The organism is Pseudomonas sp. 382, from assembly GCF_002759075.1.
GTDB lineage: Bacteria > Pseudomonadota > Gammaproteobacteria > Pseudomonadales > Pseudomonadaceae > Aquipseudomonas > Aquipseudomonas vlassakiae.
In genome coordinates this window covers 82236-98019 of record NZ_PEMX01000007.1, presented here as the reverse complement: position 1 = coordinate 98019, position 15784 = coordinate 82236, and the positions used below count along the sequence as shown (strand labels likewise).

17 protein-coding genes are annotated in these 15784 nt (G+C 63.1%); 5 read left to right on the top strand and 12 right to left on the bottom strand.

Going from position 1 to position 15784, the window contains the following annotated elements:
* Positions 1-98 precede the first annotated feature (98 nt).
* The 4 genes from ptsP to ilvA form a co-directional block, all read right to left on the bottom strand.
* The gene (gene ptsP, locus CQW31_RS10670) at positions 99-2378 is read right to left on the bottom strand and encodes a phosphoenolpyruvate--protein phosphotransferase (protein WP_099814449.1); all 2280 of its coding nucleotides are present in this window, start codon (positions 2376-2378) and stop codon (positions 99-101) included.
* 22 nt (positions 2379-2400) lie between these two features.
* A complete protein-coding gene (locus CQW31_RS10665) occupies positions 2401-2880 on the bottom strand; it encodes an RNA pyrophosphohydrolase (protein ID WP_003249017.1) in 480 nt (159 codons plus the stop codon).
* Positions 2881-3015: 135 nt separating this feature from the next.
* The gene (locus CQW31_RS10660; protein WP_054885501.1) at positions 3016-3441 is read right to left on the bottom strand and encodes a DUF2269 domain-containing protein; all 426 of its coding nucleotides are present in this window, start codon (positions 3439-3441) and stop codon (positions 3016-3018) included.
* Positions 3442-3479: 38 nt separating this feature from the next.
* Complete coding sequence (ilvA, locus tag CQW31_RS10655) at positions 3480-4994, bottom strand: threonine ammonia-lyase, biosynthetic (RefSeq protein ID WP_054885500.1); 1515 nt, start codon at positions 4992-4994, stop codon at positions 3480-3482.
* Positions 4995-5128: 134 nt separating this feature from the next.
* On the opposite strand from ilvA, the gene rpiA reads away from it, so the two are divergent.
* On the top strand, positions 5129-5803 hold the full coding sequence (rpiA, locus tag CQW31_RS10650; RefSeq protein ID WP_054885499.1) for a ribose-5-phosphate isomerase RpiA: 675 nt from the start codon (positions 5129-5131) through the stop codon (positions 5801-5803).
* 30 nt (positions 5804-5833) lie between these two features.
* Here the strand turns inward: rpiA and CQW31_RS10645 are convergent, their stop codons facing one another.
* From CQW31_RS10645 to CQW31_RS10635, 3 genes are all read right to left on the bottom strand, one after another.
* Positions 5834-6757 (bottom strand): SdiA-regulated domain-containing protein, encoded by a 924-nt coding sequence (locus CQW31_RS10645; protein WP_054885498.1) that lies wholly within the window; start codon positions 6755-6757, stop codon positions 5834-5836.
* Positions 6758-6939: 182 nt separating this feature from the next.
* Positions 6940-7605, bottom strand: a complete 666-nt coding sequence (locus CQW31_RS10640) for a fumarylacetoacetate hydrolase family protein (RefSeq protein WP_054885497.1) — start codon at positions 7603-7605, stop codon at positions 6940-6942.
* Between the two features lie 15 nt (positions 7606-7620).
* Entirely contained in the window at positions 7621-9027 is a 1407-nt protein-coding gene (locus tag CQW31_RS10635; protein WP_054885496.1) for an FAD-binding oxidoreductase, read from the bottom strand.
* A gap of 171 nt (positions 9028-9198) precedes the next feature.
* Between CQW31_RS10635 and serA the strand changes: the two genes are divergently transcribed.
* A complete protein-coding gene (gene serA / locus CQW31_RS10630; RefSeq protein WP_054885495.1) occupies positions 9199-10428 on the top strand; it encodes a phosphoglycerate dehydrogenase in 1230 nt (409 codons plus the stop codon).
* A 46-nt stretch (positions 10429-10474) separates the two neighbouring features.
* On the opposite strand, the gene CQW31_RS10625 is transcribed toward serA, so the two are convergent.
* Positions 10475-10951 (bottom strand): DUF4399 domain-containing protein, encoded by a 477-nt coding sequence (locus CQW31_RS10625; protein ID WP_054885494.1) that lies wholly within the window; start codon positions 10949-10951, stop codon positions 10475-10477.
* 198 nt (positions 10952-11149) lie between these two features.
* On the opposite strand from CQW31_RS10625, the gene CQW31_RS10620 reads away from it, so the two are divergent.
* A complete protein-coding gene (locus CQW31_RS10620; protein ID WP_054885493.1) occupies positions 11150-11671 on the top strand; it encodes an ABC transporter substrate-binding protein in 522 nt (173 codons plus the stop codon).
* Here the strand turns inward: CQW31_RS10620 and CQW31_RS10615 are convergent.
* Together CQW31_RS10615 and CQW31_RS10610 are read right to left on the bottom strand one after the other, a co-directional pair.
* A complete protein-coding gene (locus tag CQW31_RS10615) occupies positions 11610-12119 on the bottom strand; it encodes a DUF523 domain-containing protein (RefSeq protein ID WP_099814448.1) in 510 nt (169 codons plus the stop codon). The two genes, CQW31_RS10620 and CQW31_RS10615, sit on opposite strands and share 62 nt — an antisense overlap.
* Complete coding sequence (locus CQW31_RS10610; RefSeq protein WP_054885531.1) at positions 12106-12738, bottom strand: 2OG-Fe(II) oxygenase; 633 nt, start codon at positions 12736-12738, stop codon at positions 12106-12108. The genes CQW31_RS10615 and CQW31_RS10610 overlap by 14 nt, the downstream gene beginning before the upstream one ends.
* A gap of 113 nt (positions 12739-12851) precedes the next feature.
* Between CQW31_RS10610 and CQW31_RS10605 the strand changes: the two genes are divergently transcribed.
* The gene (locus CQW31_RS10605) at positions 12852-13604 is read left to right on the top strand and encodes a DUF2059 domain-containing protein (RefSeq protein ID WP_099814447.1); all 753 of its coding nucleotides are present in this window, start codon (positions 12852-12854) and stop codon (positions 13602-13604) included.
* Here CQW31_RS10605 and CQW31_RS10600 read toward each other — a convergent pair whose 3' ends face one another.
* Positions 13605-14531: an alpha/beta hydrolase gene (locus tag CQW31_RS10600; protein ID WP_099814446.1), complete on the bottom strand. Its 927-nt coding sequence runs from the start codon at positions 14529-14531 to the stop codon at positions 13605-13607.
* Between the two features lie 115 nt (positions 14532-14646).
* Between CQW31_RS10600 and CQW31_RS10595 the strand changes: the two genes are divergently transcribed.
* Positions 14647-15216 carry a DUF6436 domain-containing protein gene (locus CQW31_RS10595; RefSeq protein ID WP_099814445.1) on the top strand — a complete coding sequence of 190 codons (570 nt, stop codon included), beginning with the start codon at positions 14647-14649 and terminating at the stop codon, positions 15214-15216.
* On the opposite strand, the gene CQW31_RS10590 is transcribed toward CQW31_RS10595, so the two are convergent.
* Positions 15195-15761 (bottom strand): sugar O-acetyltransferase, encoded by a 567-nt coding sequence (locus CQW31_RS10590; protein WP_099814444.1) that lies wholly within the window; start codon positions 15759-15761, stop codon positions 15195-15197. The two genes, CQW31_RS10595 and CQW31_RS10590, sit on opposite strands and share 22 nt — an antisense overlap.
* Between the last annotated feature and the right edge of the window lie 23 nt (positions 15762-15784).

The following is a 15784-nucleotide window of genomic DNA, read 5'->3' as shown; positions in this document are numbered from 1 at the left end:
ACCGGCCTCTTCGCGGGCACGCCCGCTCCCACAGGGATCGCGCTGTGCCTGTGGGAGCGGGCGTGCCCGCGAAGAGGCCGGTACAGGCAACCTCAAATTCAGAGGGACTTGTTGGCCCCGGGCCCGATCATCCGCGCCAGGCCAAGGTTTTTCAGGGCCAGCTGCAGCGAGCTGTGGATAACTTGCGGGTTGTCATGGCTCAAGGCTTCAACCAGCAACTCCTTGGCCTTGCTCATGTTCACCTGGCGCAGCATCCACTTCACTTTCGGCAAGTTGGTGGCGTTCATCGACAGGCTGTCGAAGCCCATGGCCATCAACAGGATCGCTGCCGCCGGGTCACCGGCCATCTCGCCGCAGATGCTCACCGGCTTGCCTTCGCCATGGGCATCACGCACCACGGTATTGAGCGCTTGCAGCACTGCAGGGTGCAGGTAGTCGTAAAGGTCGGCGACCCGCGGGTTGTTGCGGTCCACCGCCAACAGGTACTGGGTGAGGTCGTTGGAACCGACCGAGAGGAAGTCCACCTGCCGCGCCAGCTCCCTGGTCTGGTACACCGCCGCAGGGATTTCCACCATCACGCCCACTGGCGGCATCGGCACGTCGGTGCCTTCGTCGCGTACCTCCCCCCAGGCACGGTGGATCAGATGCAGCGCCTCTTCCAGCTCGTGAATGCCGGAAATCATCGGCAACAGGATGCGCAGGTTGTTCAGGCCCTCGCTGGCCTTGAGCATGGCGCGGGTCTGCACCAGGAAGATTTCCGGGTGATCGAGGGTGACGCGGATGCCGCGCCAGCCGAGGAACGGGTTTTCTTCCTTGATCGGGAAGTACGAAAGCGCCTTGTCGCCACCGATGTCGAGGGTACGCATGGTCACCGGCAGCGGGTGGAAGGCCGCCAGTTGCTCGCGGTAGATCGCCAGCTGCTCCTTCTCGCTGGGAAAGCGCTGGTTGATCATGAACGGCACTTCGGTGCGGTACAGGCCAACCCCTTCGGCCCCGCGCTGCTGGGCGCGGGCCACATCGGCGAGCAGGCCGGTGTTGACCCACAACGGCATGCGGTGGCCGTCGGGGGTGACGCACGGCAGTTCACGCAGGGCGTCGAGGCCTTGGGCCAGCTGGCGCTCTTCCTCGACCACATCGCTGTACTGCTTGCGCAGCACCTCACTGGGGTTGGTGAACACCTCGCCCTTGTAGCCGTCGACGATCATCTCGATGCCGTCGACCTTGGAATACGGTAGGTCGACCAGGCCCATCACCGTCGGGATGCCCATGGCACGGGCGAGGATGGCGACGTGGGAGTTGCCCGAACCCAGTACCGAAACCAGGCCTGCCAGCTTGCCCTCCGGCACTTCGCCGAGCATCGCCGGGGTCAGCTCTTCGCTGACCAGGATGGTGTTGTCGGCATACACCAGCGACTGCGAGCGGGCTTCCTGCAGGTAGGCCAGCAAGCGCCGGCCAAGGTCCTTAACATCCGAGGCGCGCTCGCGCAGGTAGTCGTCGTCCATCAGCTCGAAACGGTTGACGTGCTCGCCAACCACCTGGCGCAAGGCACCTTGAGCCCACTGGCCGGTCTTGATGACTTCGATCACTTCGCCGCCGAGGGCGGCGTCTTCGAGCATCATCAGGTACACATCGAACAGTGCGCGCTCTTCCGGGCGCAGCTGGGTCGCCAGCTTGGCCGACAGCTTGCGCATGTCTTCACGCACGCCTTCAAGGGCGTTCTGGAACAGTTTCAGCTCGGCGTCGATGTCATCGACGGTCTTGTCCGGCACCACTTCCAGGTCGGCCGGTGGCAGCATGACCACGGCACGCCCGACAGCAGCGCCTGGCGAGCCAGGTACACCGACGAAGCGCGCTTCCTGAATGCCCTTGCCCTGGCGACCCAGGCCGCGGATCGAGCCCGTGGCTTCGGCATGGGCGATAACCCCGGCGAGCTGGGCGCTCATGGTTACGAGGAAGGCTTCTTCACCTTCATCGAACTGGCGACGCTCCTTCTGCTGGATGACCAGTACTCCGACCACGCGGCGGTGGTGGATGATCGGCGCACCGAGGAAGGAGGCAAATTTCTCTTCGCCGGTTTCGGCGAAGTAGCGATAACGCGGGTGATCGGCGGCGTTTTCCAGGTTCAGCGGCTCTTCCCGGGTACCGACCAGGCCGACCAGGCCCTCGTTGGGGGCCATGCTGACCTTGCCGATGGAACGCTTGTTCAGGCCTTCGGTGGCCATCAGTACGAAGCGGTTGGTTTCCGGGTCGAGCAGGTACACCGAGCAGACCTGGCTGCCCATGGCCTCCTTGACGCGCAAGACAATGATCCCCAACGCCGTCTTGAGATCTTTGGCGGAGTTCACTTCCTGGACGATCTTGCGCAGCGCATTGAGCATGGCTCGGGGTCGAACTCCGTGGTCAGTCGCGCGTCAGCAGACGCGGTGCAAGCTCTTTCAGGGCGCGGCGGTAGACTTCACGTTTGAATGTCACCACCTGGCCCAGCGGATACCAATAGCTGACCCAGCGCCAGCCGTCGAACTCCGGCTTGCCGGTCAGGTCCATCCGCACCCGTTGTTCATTGCTCACCAGGCGCAGCAGAAACCACTTTTGCTTCTGGCCGATGCACAGCGGTTGGCTGTGGGTGCGGACCAGCCGCTGGGGTAAACGATAACGCAACCAGCCGCGGGTGCAGGCAAGAATTTCCACATCGTCGCGTTCAAGGCCAACTTCTTCGTTCAGCTCGCGGTACAGGGCATCTTCTGGCGTCTCGTCAGGGTTGATACCACCCTGGGGGAATTGCCAGGCATCCTGGTTGATCCGTCGAGCCCATAGCACCTGCCCGGCATCATTCGTAAGAATGATCCCAACATTGGGGCGAAAACCATCGGGGTCGATCACGGCAGCAACCTCGCAAACGCATGTCACCGCATTGTTCCACAAAGCCTGCGAGCGCAGCAACGCGCCCGCCACGCTTATGTGCAGTGCGGTGAAAACTCCTCGTATCGCAATGGCGCGCGAAGCCCTGCCCAAGCTTCAGACCGGCTTGGCGCCCATCAAGCCGGCGATGGACAGCAAACACACCCCGCTGAACACCGCCAGGGCCAGGGTGAAGCGCAACCCCACCACTTCAGCCTTGCGCAGCCGGTTCAGCCGCACCAGCAGCCACCATCCGGCAAACGCGCCCAACGTATAGAGGACGCTGGAGGCCAGCACCCAGGTCTGCCCCAGCGGCCACCCCACCAGATGCACCAGCCACCAGCCAGTGAACGGCATGCTCAACAGGCACAGCCCCATTCCCCCCCAGACGAACACCAGCGGGCGGCGCAGCAGCTTGGCGTAGGCCTGGGCATCGCCGTGGCGACGGGCACGCACGGTCCAGGCCGCCAGCCCGAGGGCGCCCAGCAGCAACAGCACGGTGGCGGTGATGTGCAGGGCCTTGAGGGTGGTGAGGTGTTCCATGTCTTCACATCCTTGAGCAATAAGCCAAGCTTAGCCGCTCAACCCAGGAACAGCTTGTACGCCGGGTTGTCTGTCTCGTCCCAGTACGGGTAACCGATCTTGGCCAGCGCCGCCGGTACCAGGTGGCGTTCGTCCTCCGGCACCTGCAAGCCTGCCACCACGCGCCCGTCAGCCGCACCGTGGTTGCGGTAGTGGAACATCGAGATGTTCCAGCGCCCCCCCAGCTTGGTGAGGAAGTTGAACAACGCCCCCGGCCGCTCGGGGAACTCGAAGCGCAGCACGATCTCGTCGCTGGCACCGGCCGAATGCCCACCGACCATGTGCCGGATGTGCAGCTTGGCCAGTTCGTTGTCGGTCAGGTCGGTCACCGGGAAGCCCTGCTCGATCAGGTGCTGCACCAGCGCGGCGCGGGGGTCGTTTTCCGGGTGGGTCTGCACGCCGACGAAGATGTGCGCCTCATCGGAGGTGTGCTTGCGGTAGTTGAATTCGGTGATCTGACGCTTGCCGACGGCCTCGCAGAATGCCTTGAAACTGCCCGGGCGCTCGGGGATGGTCACGGCGATGATGGCTTCGCGCCTCTCGCCCAGCTCGGCACGTTCAGCCACATGGCGCAGGCGGTCGAAGTTGACGTTGGCGCCCGAGTCGATGGCAACCAAGGTCTGCCCGGTCACGCCACTGAGCTCGACATACTTCTTGATACCCGCCACGCCCAACGCGCCGGCAGGTTCGGTGATCGATCGGGTATCGTCGTAGATATCCTTGATTGCCGCGCAGATTTCATCGGTACTGACAGTCACCACCTCATCCACATGGTGGCGGCAGATGTCGAAGGTGTGCTGGCCAATCTGCGCCACCGCCACGCCGTCGGCGAACAGCCCGACCTGTGGCAGCACCACGCGCTCGCCAGCCGCCATCGCTGCCTGCAGGCAGTTGGAATCGTCCGGCTCGACGCCGATCACCTTGATTTCCGGGCGCAGGTACTTCACATAGGCCGCAATGCCGGCAATCAGGCCCCCGCCGCCCACCGGGACGAAGATCGCGTCCAGTTGCCCCGGATGTTGACGAAGGATTTCCATCGCCACGGTGCCTTGGCCGGCAATGGTGTGCGGGTCGTCGTAGGGGTGGATATAGACGAAGCCTTTCTCGTCGACCAGCTTCAGCGAGTAGGCCAGCGCTTCCGGGAACGAATCGCCATGCAGCACTACCTTGCCGCCGCGCGAGCGCACACCTTCAACCTTGATCTCCGGCGTGGTCTTGGGCATCACGATGGTGGCCTTGATGCCCAGCTCCCGGGCCGCCAGGGCCACGCCCTGGGCGTGGTTGCCAGCCGAAGCAGTCACCACGCCGCGGGCCAGCTCTTCCTGGGTCAGCTGCGCCAGCTTGTTGTACGCCCCGCGGATCTTGAACGAGAACACCGGCTGCAGGTCTTCGCGCTTGAGCAGAATCTGGTTGCCCAGGCGCTTGCTCAGCTGCCCGGCGCTCTGCAACGGGGTTTCGACAGCGACGTCGTAGACGCGCGAGGTGAGGATCTTCTTGACGTACTGTTCGAGCATCGGGAAAGCATCACTGGCCGCGGGACAAGGGCTGCGAGTCTACCCCAGCGCTACGTCGGGCGACCACAGCAAAGCCGCCCGAGCCGTTATACTAGGCTCCTTTGACTACCGCCCTGCCCCTTTCCGGAGCCCGCATGACCCAGGACCAACTCAAACAGGCCGTCGCCCAGGCCGCTGTCGACTTCATTCTGCCAAAGCTGGATGAAAAGAGCGTCGTCGGCGTCGGCACCGGTTCGACCGCCAATTTCTTCATCGACGCCCTGGCCCAGCACAAGGCCGCCTTCGATGGCGCGGTCGCCAGCTCCGAGGCCACCGCCCAGCGTCTGAAGGGCCATGGCATCCCGGTCTATGAGCTGAACAGCGTCAGCGAGCTGGAGTTCTATGTCGATGGCGCCGACGAAAGCGACGCGCACCTGAACCTGATCAAGGGCGGCGGCGCGGCCCTGACTCGCGAGAAGATCGTCGCGGCCGTGGCCAAGACCTTCATCTGCATCGCCGACGGCAGCAAGCTGGTGCCGGTGCTGGGCGCCTTCCCGCTGCCGGTCGAGGTCATCCCGATGGCCCGCAGCCACGTGGCGCGTCAGCTGGTCAAGCTGGGCGGTGACCCGGTGTACCGCGAGGGCGTGGTAACCGACAACGGTAACGTGATCCTCGATGTGTACAACTTGCAAATCACCAATCCGGTTGAGCTGGAAGCACAGATCAACGCCATTGTCGGCGTGGTGACCAACGGCCTGTTCGCGGCGCGCCCGGCGGACCTGCTGTTGCTGGGTACCGCCGAAGGCGTGAAGACCCTCAAGGCCGAGTAACGGCGAGCCCGAGCGAGCCGAGGTACCCGGTCAGTCGTTCTTCTTGAAGCGATAGAACAGGTTCGGCTCGCTGACCATGTACAGGTTGCCCTGATCGTCCATGGCAACGCCTTCGGCACGCGGGATGGTGTGCTGCAGGCCGTTGAAACCTCCCAACAAGGTCATGAAGCTGACCTGCTGACCCTGCTCATCAAGCTCCAGCAGCATGTTGGAGTCGGCCGACAATACCAACAGATGCCCCGTGCGCGGGTCGACACCCAGGGCCGACAGGTTACGCAAGTCGAGTTCGTCGTTGGCCAAGACCTGTTTGTCACCCTTGAGCGGGCTGCGCCCGTCGCTGCTCCAGGTATACAGCTTCGGCGGCCGCTCCTCACCGATCACCAGGCGCTGACGCATCGGGTCCCAGGCGACGCCTTCGAAGCCCTTGTTGCGCTTCATCGACTCGCCCAGGTCGTAACTCTGGAAATCCGCGTGGTTCAGCGAAACGGTCTGGGCATCCACCTTGACCACGGTCAGGTCGTGCAGGCGTTCATCGGTGATCGCCAAATGGCCATCTTCCATCACGGCGACGCCTTCCGGGTTGTTCCAGCCCACCAGCGGTATCTTGCGCAGCACGTCGCCGTCGAGACTGAGCTCGACCAGGTACGGGTTCTTGCCCATCACCGCGAACAACGTGCGAGTGTGCGGGCTGTAGGCGATGTCCGAAGCTTCGTCATCCTCCATGCCCGGCAACACTTTGCCGTCGATGTCGACCTGATAGTCCGGCAGCCACACGCTTTCGCTACGCTCGGCGCTGGTTTCGAAGCCTTCCTTGACCCACAGCATGCCGCGGTCATCCCAGTGCATGGCCACGGCCACGCCGTAACCGATCACCGCCGCAACGGCCAGGCCGAAGGTCCAGCGCAGGTAGAAGCGGCGCTTGGGGGATGCGGATGCGCTGGAGGATGCTGGCATGCGAAATTCCTGGGGACATGGGCGAAGATCCGCGCATTATCCGGATGGGGTGTGAAAAAATCGGTAAACCGCGCCAGCCTCTTCGCGGGCACGCCCGTACACAGGGATCGCATAGAGCCTGAGGCTTGTGCATCACCTGTGGGAGCGGGCGAGCCCGCGAAGAAGGCCGCCGCGGTATGGGCTCAGAGCACCCGGCTCTCGAAGCGGCAGACGCCCGGCAGCTCCAGCACCAGCTCGTCACCGACATTGAACGGCCCGACACCGGCCGGCGTGCCGGTCAGGATCACATCCCCTGCCTGCAGCGAGAAATGCGCCGCCATGTACTGGATGATCGGCACGATAGGGTTGAGCATCATCGCGCTGTTGCCGTCCTGGCGCACTTCACCATTGATGGTCAGGCGCACCGGAATATCGGTCACATCTTCAAAGGACGCTGCGGAAACGAACGGTGGCAGCACGCAAGCACCATCAAAGCTCTTGCACAGCTCCCACGGCAGGCCCTTTTCCTTGAGCTTGGCCTGCACGTCGCGCAGGGTCAGGTCCAGCGCCGGGGCGTAGCCGGAAATGGCATCCAGCACTTCTTCCTCGGACGCACTGGACGACAGCGGCTTGCCCAGCAACACGGCAATTTCCGCCTCGTAGTGCACCGAGCCACGGTCGGTCGGGATCTTGAACCCGCCTTCCAATGGCACCACGCAGCTGCCCGGCTTGATGAACAGCAGCGGTTCGGCAGGAATGGGGTTGTCCAGTTCCTTGGCGTGTTCGGCGTAGTTGCGGCCGATGCACACTACCTTGCCCAGCGGGAAATGAATGCGCGTGCCGTCTACGTACTGGTGCTGGTAACTCATTGCCGACTCCTTTGCTTACTGCTTTTGTTCAGGAGCGAAGATCTTACCCGGATTCATGATGCCGTTAGGGTCGAAGACGGCCTTTATTGCCTTCATGCAGGCAATTTCTTCGGGCGAGCGGCTGTAGCCCAGGTAGTCGCGCTTGGTCATGCCCACGCCGTGCTCGGCAGAGATCGAGCCGTTGTAGCGCTGGACGATCTCGAACACCCACTTGTTGACCTTGGTGCATGAGGCGAAGAAGTCATCCTTGCTCATGTGCTCGGGCTTGAGGATGTTCAGGTGCAGGTTGCCGTCACCGATGTGGCCGTACCAGACCACCTCATAGTCCGGATAATGCTCGCTGACGATGGCATCGATATCGCGCAGGAACGCCGGCACCTTGGAAACGGTGACGGAAATGTCGTTCTTGTAGGGCGTCCAGTGGGAAATGGTCTCGGAAAGGTACTCGCGCAGTTTCCACAGGTTCTTCAGCTGGGTTTCGCTCTGGCTCATCACCCCATCCAGCACCCAGCCCTGCTCGACACAATGCTCGAAGGTGGCCAGCGCTTCGTTGGCAACCTCCTCGGTGCTGGCCTCGAACTCCAGCAAGGCATAGAACGGGCAGTCGGTGGCGAACGGTGCAGGCACATCGCCACGGGCCATGATCCTGGCCAGGCCCTTGTCGGAAAAAAACTCGAAGGCGGTCAGGTCGAGCTTGCCCTGGAAGGCATGCAGCACCGGCATGATCGAGTCGAAATCCGGCGTGCCCAGCACCATCGCCGTGAGGTTGCGCGGGGCACGATCCAGGCGCATGGTCGCTTCCACCACGAAGCCCAGGGTGCCTTCGGCGCCGATGAACAGCTGACGCAGATCGTAGCCCGTGGCGTTCTTGATCAGGTCTTTGTTCAGTTCCAGCAGTTCGCCCTTGCCGGTGACCACTTTCAGACCAGCCACCCAGTTGCGGGTCATGCCGTAACGGATGACCTTGATGCCGCCGGCATTGGTGCCGATATTGCCGCCAATCTGGCTGGAGCCGCTGGAGGCGAAGTCCACCGGGTAATAAAGGCCGTGTTCTTCGGCAAAGGCCTGCAACTGCCGGGTGATCACCCCGGGCTGGCACACTACGGTGCGGTCGAAGGCATTGAAACCGACAATCTGGTTCATGTAGTCGAAGGCGACCACGACTTCGCCATTGGCCGCCACAGCCCCGGCGGAAAGCCCGGTACGCCCGCCGGACGGTACCAGTGCGACGTGGTGCTGGTTGGCCCAGCGGACGATGGCCTGCACCTGTTCTACGGTCTTGGGGAACACGATGGCCGTGGGCGCGGGTGGGTAGTGCTTGGTCCAGTCCTTGCCGTAGGCGTCCAGGGAAACGGGGTCGGTCAGGACCTTGCCAGGGTCGACAAGGGTCATCAGTTCATCAATTACAGCGGGGTGGGTCATCGCTGGAACTCTCGACTTATTCATAGTCACCCTGAGCACACTTCACCTGTCGGGATAAGCTCAGATTGTGTCGCGTATGCTAGCATAGCCCCCCCGCTGTTCATGCTAAGGCTGCCGTAGCGCCTGGCATCAGTCCTCGCCATTTTTTCTCCGGGATACAGGTTTACGCAGATGAGCAAGACTTCTCTCGACAAGAGCAAGATCCGGTTCCTTCTTCTTGAAGGTGTGCACCAGAACGCAGTCGATACCCTCAAGGCTGCCGGCTACACCAACATCGAATACCTCACCGGTTCATTGCCGGATGCCGAGCTGAAGGAAAAGATCGCCGATGCCCACTTCATCGGCATCCGCTCGCGCACCCAACTGACCGAGGAAATCTTCGACTGCGCCAAGAAACTGGTCGCCGTCGGCTGCTTCTGCATCGGCACCAACCAGGTCGACCTGGCAGCAGCCCGCGAGCGTGGCATCGCCGTCTTCAACGCACCTTACTCCAACACCCGTTCGGTGGCCGAACTGGTGCTGGCCGAGGCCATCCTGCTGCTGCGCGGCATCCCTGAGAAGAACGCTTCCTGCCACCGTGGCGGCTGGATCAAGAGCGCAGCCAACTCGTTCGAGATCCGCGGCAAGAAGCTGGGCATCGTCGGCTACGGCTCGATCGGTACCCAACTGTCGGTCCTGGCAGAAAACCTGGGCATGCAAGTGTACTTCTACGACCCGCTGACCAAGCTGCCGCTGGGCAACGCTGTACAGGTCACCAGCCTCAACGAGCTGCTGGGCCTGGCCGACATCGTTTCGCTGCACGTGCCTGAACTGCCGTCCACCCAGTGGATGATCGGCGAGAAAGAAATCCGTGCGATGAAGAAGGGCTCGATCCTGATCAACGCCGCCCGTGGCACCGTGGTCGAACTGGACCACCTGGCTGCCGCAATCAAGGACAAGCACCTGATCGGCGCTGCCATCGACGTGTTCCCGGTCGAGCCGCGCTCCAACGACGAAGAGTTCGAAAGCCCGCTGCGTGGCCTGGACAACGTGATCCTGACCCCGCACATCGGTGGTTCCACCGCCGAAGCCCAGGCCAACATCGGCCTGGAAGTCGCCGAGAAGCTGGTCAAGTACAGCGACAACGGTACTTCCGTTTCCTCGGTCAACTTCCCGGAAGTTGCCTTGCCAGCACACCCAGGCAAGCACCGCCTGCTGCACATCCACGAAAACATCCCGGGCGTGCTCAGCGAGATCAACAAGGTCTTCGCCGAGAACGGCATCAACATCTCCGGTCAGTTCCTGCAGACCAACGAGAAAGTGGGTTACGTGGTGATCGACGTTGACGCCGAGTACTCCGACCTGGCGCAAGAAAAACTGCAACAGGTCAAGGGCACCATCCGTTCGCGCGTCCTGTTCTAAGGTCGCTGGCGGCAAGAAAAAGGGAGGCCCTGGCGGCCTCCCTTTTTTATTTCACTTCAACAGTGATCTTCTTCGATTCGACACTTGGCTTGAATGGCACGTGATATTGGTCACCCAGCACCAGTTGCAGGGTGTGCTTGCCCGGCGTCAAGGTGATGGTCGTTTCGGTTTGCGCCTTGCCGAAGTGCAGCACTTGCGGGCCGGCCGGCAACGCGGTACCAGCTGCCGGCATCAGGCTGGTCGGCAGCGGCATGTCGGCTACAGGTTCCTTGTCCACATCCACCAGCAGGTGATGGTGGCCGGTATGCGGGGTCTGGTCTCCCGCAGGCTTGAGTTGCATGCCCTCGATGCCGAACTTGACGGTGAATGTCGCGGCGACCTGCTCGCCATCTTTGGGGGAAAGGATGGAAACCTTGGCACCCGCGGGCGGCTCCTGGCTCTTCAGGGCATCAGCGGCGCTGGCGAACACCGAGACGCCCACCAGCAAACCCGCTACGGCAGCACGCGAAAATAGGCTGTTCATTCACTTCTCCTTGATTCACTTATTGACCGCTGCCAGTTAAACGAATGGCGGCGGTAGTTCACGATAGCCCACAAAGACAAATATTTCAGTTAGGGTTAAACCTCGCCAAGGCTTCAAGGTCATAGGCTGCGCTCGACTGCGACGGGGAAGAAAGTCGCGGCGAAAGTTACTCATCTGCTGAAGAAAAAGGGGCATTACATGCGTTCGACCATAGGCGTACTGCTGGCAGTACTGATCACTCCATTGGCTCAGGCCGAGCTGATAGACGACATCAACGACCGGGGCGAACTGCGCATTGCCGTGCAGCCCGACAACGCACCCTATTCATTCAAGGATCAGCAGAGCGAACGCCTGACCGGCTTTGAAATCGAGTTTGGCCAGGATCTGGCCAGTGAACTGGGCCTGCGTGCCGATTTTGTCGAGGCGACGGCAGCGGAAGTCCTGCCAGGTGTGGAAAAGGGCACGTACGACATCGCCCTGACCCCGGCGAGCGAATCGCTGAAGTCGGATGGCTCGTTCGATGTGAGCCAAGCATTTGGCGACAAGAAGCTGGTGATCCCTTTCCAGAAGGACAACCCGGCGTTCGAGACCGCGTTGAACAAAGCGCTCGACCGCCTTAAGGAAAAAGGCCGCACGGAGGAGCTGGAGAATAAGTGGTTCAAGGCCATGCAGGCAGGCGAGCCAACGCCTGCTGCGCTTGTTCCAGCTCCAGCTCACTGAAGACCTGCACGCCCTCACGCCGCAGCAATGCCGTGGTCACCCCCTCGCCCGGCACCTTCACCCCGCTGAAGGTGCCATCGTAGGTCAAGCGGTTGCCACACGAAGGGCTGCCCGCCTTCAGCACCGCCACCCCAATGCCATGCCGCCGCACCAGCGCCAGCGCCTGCTGTGCCCCGGCGAGAAATTCGCCAGTGACATCCTCGCCGGTCACCGTCAGCACCTGCACTTCACCCGCGAGCACCTGCGAGCCCTGACCTCCGGGGATCTCCGCCGGTGGCCGCGGTGTCGGCAAACCGCCCGCCACCTCCGGGCACAAGGGCACCACACGCCCTTCAGCCTGCCACTGCCGCAACACATCGGGATGCCCACTGGCCCGACCGTCATAGCGCACCGGCTGGCCCAGCAGGCAGGCGCTCACCAGCACCTTGGGCAGATCAGAACGGGTCATTGCCACGGCGCCGGAACCAGCCGGTCAACGACAGGCGCTCGCGCCTGGCCGGCAGCACTTCGTGCGGCACCTCACCGGAAAGGAATATCGCCAGGCAACCTGCCACCGGCTGCACATCGTGCTCGACATCGTCCGCCAGGAACATGCGCAGCTGCCCGCCGTCCTCCGGCAGCCAGTCTTCGTTCAGATAGAGCACCGCCGACACCATGCGCCGGTCATCGTCGCGGAAGCGGTCCAGATGGCGGCGATAGAACGCCCCCGGTGGATACAGGGCGAAGTGGCATTCGAAATCTTCCAGGCCCAGGAACAGGCCCTGGTTGATGGCCTGACGCAACTGGTCCATCGCCGCCAGGTACTGGTCGCAGGCCTCGGCCTGGCCGGGGTCGATCCACTGGATCTGGTCACCGCGAATGCTCTCGCGCACCTCCTGGGCATCACCGCGCCCGACGCCGGCCGGGTTGAGTTCGCCTTCGGCATCACGGCGCCGGCATTCAGCCGCCAGCGCGCGCACCAGGTCGGCAGGCAGGAAGAGCGCCTGCTGCGACCAGCCACGGGTGGCCAGATCGTCGACGACGGCCGCAAGCATCGGGTTTTCAGGGGAGATGTGCATGGCGCGCATCATATCCATTCGCCCTGTCGGCGCACAGCGCCACTTGGCTGAGAAGCGCTCGGATTGCTCGACAAAACGGCGCCGGGCCTAGGACAATAGCCGCCTGCCGACAGGAGTCCTGAATGCGCCGTCTGTTTTCCCTGCTTCTGCTGATGATCTGCACCATGCCTGTCTGGGCAGACACCCTTGATCAACTGTACAAGGCCGCCGGCTGGCCCGACCAGCGCGCCCACTTTTCCGATGCCGTGAGCGCGGCCCAGCAGCGCTACCGCAACAGCCTGCCACCTGCGGTTTACCAGGCGCTGGTCAACAACAGCAACCAGCGCTTCCAGGCCCAGGCGATGGACAATCGTGCCTTGGCCATGCTGCGCAGCACGTTGCCCAACCCGGCGCCGGCGCTGGCCTTCTTCCAGTCGCCGCTGGGGCGCAAGATTGTCGCCGCCGAGCTGCTGGCCACGCGCAAGGACCAGCTGGCCAAGAACGCCAAGGGCCTGCCGAAGATGCAGGCCAGCGACAATCGCTTGCTGGTCATAGGCCACCTGGCCCGGGCCCTTCCAGCCCGCGAGGCCGGCGCCGAAGTCAGCCTGGCGATCGCCGGCGTAGCCGCCGACAGCCTGAGCTCGATGATCCCCGGCCTGTTCGGCGCCACCCAGGCCCAAAGCCTGCTCGACGGCCAGCGCCAGCGTCTGATGGGGCAGATCGGCGAAGACCTGAACAACACTCTGCTGTACGTCTACCGCGACCTGTCCGACGACGAGCTGGAAGAATTCGCCACCTTCGCCGAGTCGCCAGACGGCAAGGCTTATTACCAGGCCGCCGTGGCTGCGGTGCGTGCCGGCCTGGCGGTGGGCCAGAACAGCGCCGACCTCAAATGATCAGCCCAGGCGCTGCTCGATGAAATCGAAGTAACGCCGGCGAATGTCCGGCAGCTCATTGGCCAGGTGATGGCGAGCTTCGGGCAACATCAGGATCTGTGGCTCGCTGAACTTGGCCTTGAGCACTTCGAGGTTGTAGGGCCAATCCACCGTACCGTCCGCTTCGCCCTGCACGATCAATGGCCGTCGCGCGCAGTGCGGCGCCGCCTCGATACGCTTGACCCAGGCAATCAAAGCGCCGACCCAGGCCGTGGGCAGCCGCCGCGGTTGCAGCGGGTCGGCTTCGAGGAAGGGCAGGAAGGTCGGGTCGTTGGTGTTCTCGCTGAAGCGCCGCTCGATGCCGTTGACGAAGTGGCGCAATACCCGATAACTGAATTTCGACCAGCGCCAGGACCGGGGCCGCACCAGCGGCGCCAGCAGGATCACCTCGCCATCGATGGGGCTGCGCTCGCCTTCGTTCAGCAAATGATCGACAGCGATGGCGCCACCGGTGCTCTGCCCGCACAGGTGCCAGGGCCGTGGCAGCTCCAGGCCACGCGCCTGTTCGAACAAGGCCTCCAGCACCTGCTGGTACAACGCGAAATTGCTGATGCTGGCGCGCTCGCCACTGGACAGGCCGTGACCTGGCAGGTCACAGCTGATCACCGCGTAACCGCGCTTCAGCGCCCAGTTGATCACATGGCGATAGAGGCCCATGTGGTCGTAGTAGCCGTGCAGCAAGAATAACGTCGCGACCGGCTGTTCAGGCAACCAGACCTGCCCGACCAGTTCGAACCCCGCGGCCTGGAAACCGCCCAGCCAGCTCTGCGCCGGCAGGTTCAGGCCATAGAAGCGCTGGTAGTCCTGCGCCTGCGCGGCCAACGGCTGGCGTCTGGCCAACGGCGCGAGGCTGGCACGCAGGAGATCGGGATGAAAGGCAGCGGGCATCAAGTACATCCAAGGCGGAACGAGTATTGATCTGGGATATTCAGCTCTGGCCGGCGTCGTGGCAAGCTTGCTCACCTCGAACAGGCCGCTCCCACAAGAAGGCCGCGGACATTTCATGAAGATTCGAACCATCAGACAGATATCGGCGGGCCTCGCACTGGTGCTCTGCGCCCTTGTGCTCTGGCAGGCCTACGCCACTTTCCAGTCCCGCTACCTGCGCCCGTTCGACAACCAGACCACCTTTTTCGACGGCAGCCAGCTGCAACTGCCCGCCGACCTCGCCGGCCCCGGCCCGGTCCGCGTGGTGCACTTCTGGGACCCGGCCTGTCCGTGCAACGTTGGCAACCAGCAGCACCTTGGCGACCTGATCACCCAGTTCGCAGGCCAGGGCGTGACCTTCCACGTCCTGCAGAAGGCTGGCAGCCACGGCCAGCTACCCGCCAACCTGAGCAGCCTGCAACCCATCGCCCACTTGCCCGGCAGCGAACATTTGCCCGCCTCTCCCGCCGTGGCCATCTGGGACCGCCAAGGTAACCTGGCCTATTTCGGCCCCTACAGCGAAGGCGCCGTGTGCAACGCCAGCAACAGCTTCATCGAACCGATCATAAAGACGCTGCTGGCCGGCCGCAAAGTCAGCGCCTCCAACACCGTGGGCCTGGGCTGCTACTGCCCATGGGCCGGCTGACGCACTCGCGCCGGGTTGCCCACCGCCGTCGCCCCGGCGGGTATATCACGGGTCACCACGCTGCCAGCTCCAATCACGGCATTGTCACCAATGGTCACCCCCGGCAGGATGATCGCAGCACCGCCGATCCACACGTTGTTGCCAATGGTCACCGGTCTCCCGCTTTCCAGCCCGCTCCGGCGGACGTCGGGGTCGAGCGGGTGGTCAGCCGTGTAGATCTGCACGTTGGGGCCGATCTGGCAGTCGTCGCCGATGCGCACCGGCACCACATCGAGGATCACGCAGTTGAAGTTCATGAACGTGTTGCGCCCGACGCTGATGTTGTAGCCGTAGTCGCAGTAGAACGGCGGGCGGATCACCGTACCTTCGCCGACATGGCCGAAGTGCTCGGCCAGCAGACCGTTGCGCGCGTCATTGAGCAGCTCGACGCTGTTGTTGTAGCGGTGCATCCAGTGCTTGTTGGCAATCTGTTCAGCCTGCAGCTCGGGGCAGCCGGCGTGGTAGAGCTGGCCACTGAGCATTTTCTGTTTTTCGCTGAGGGACATGGAAACTCCTTTGAGAGGGCTAT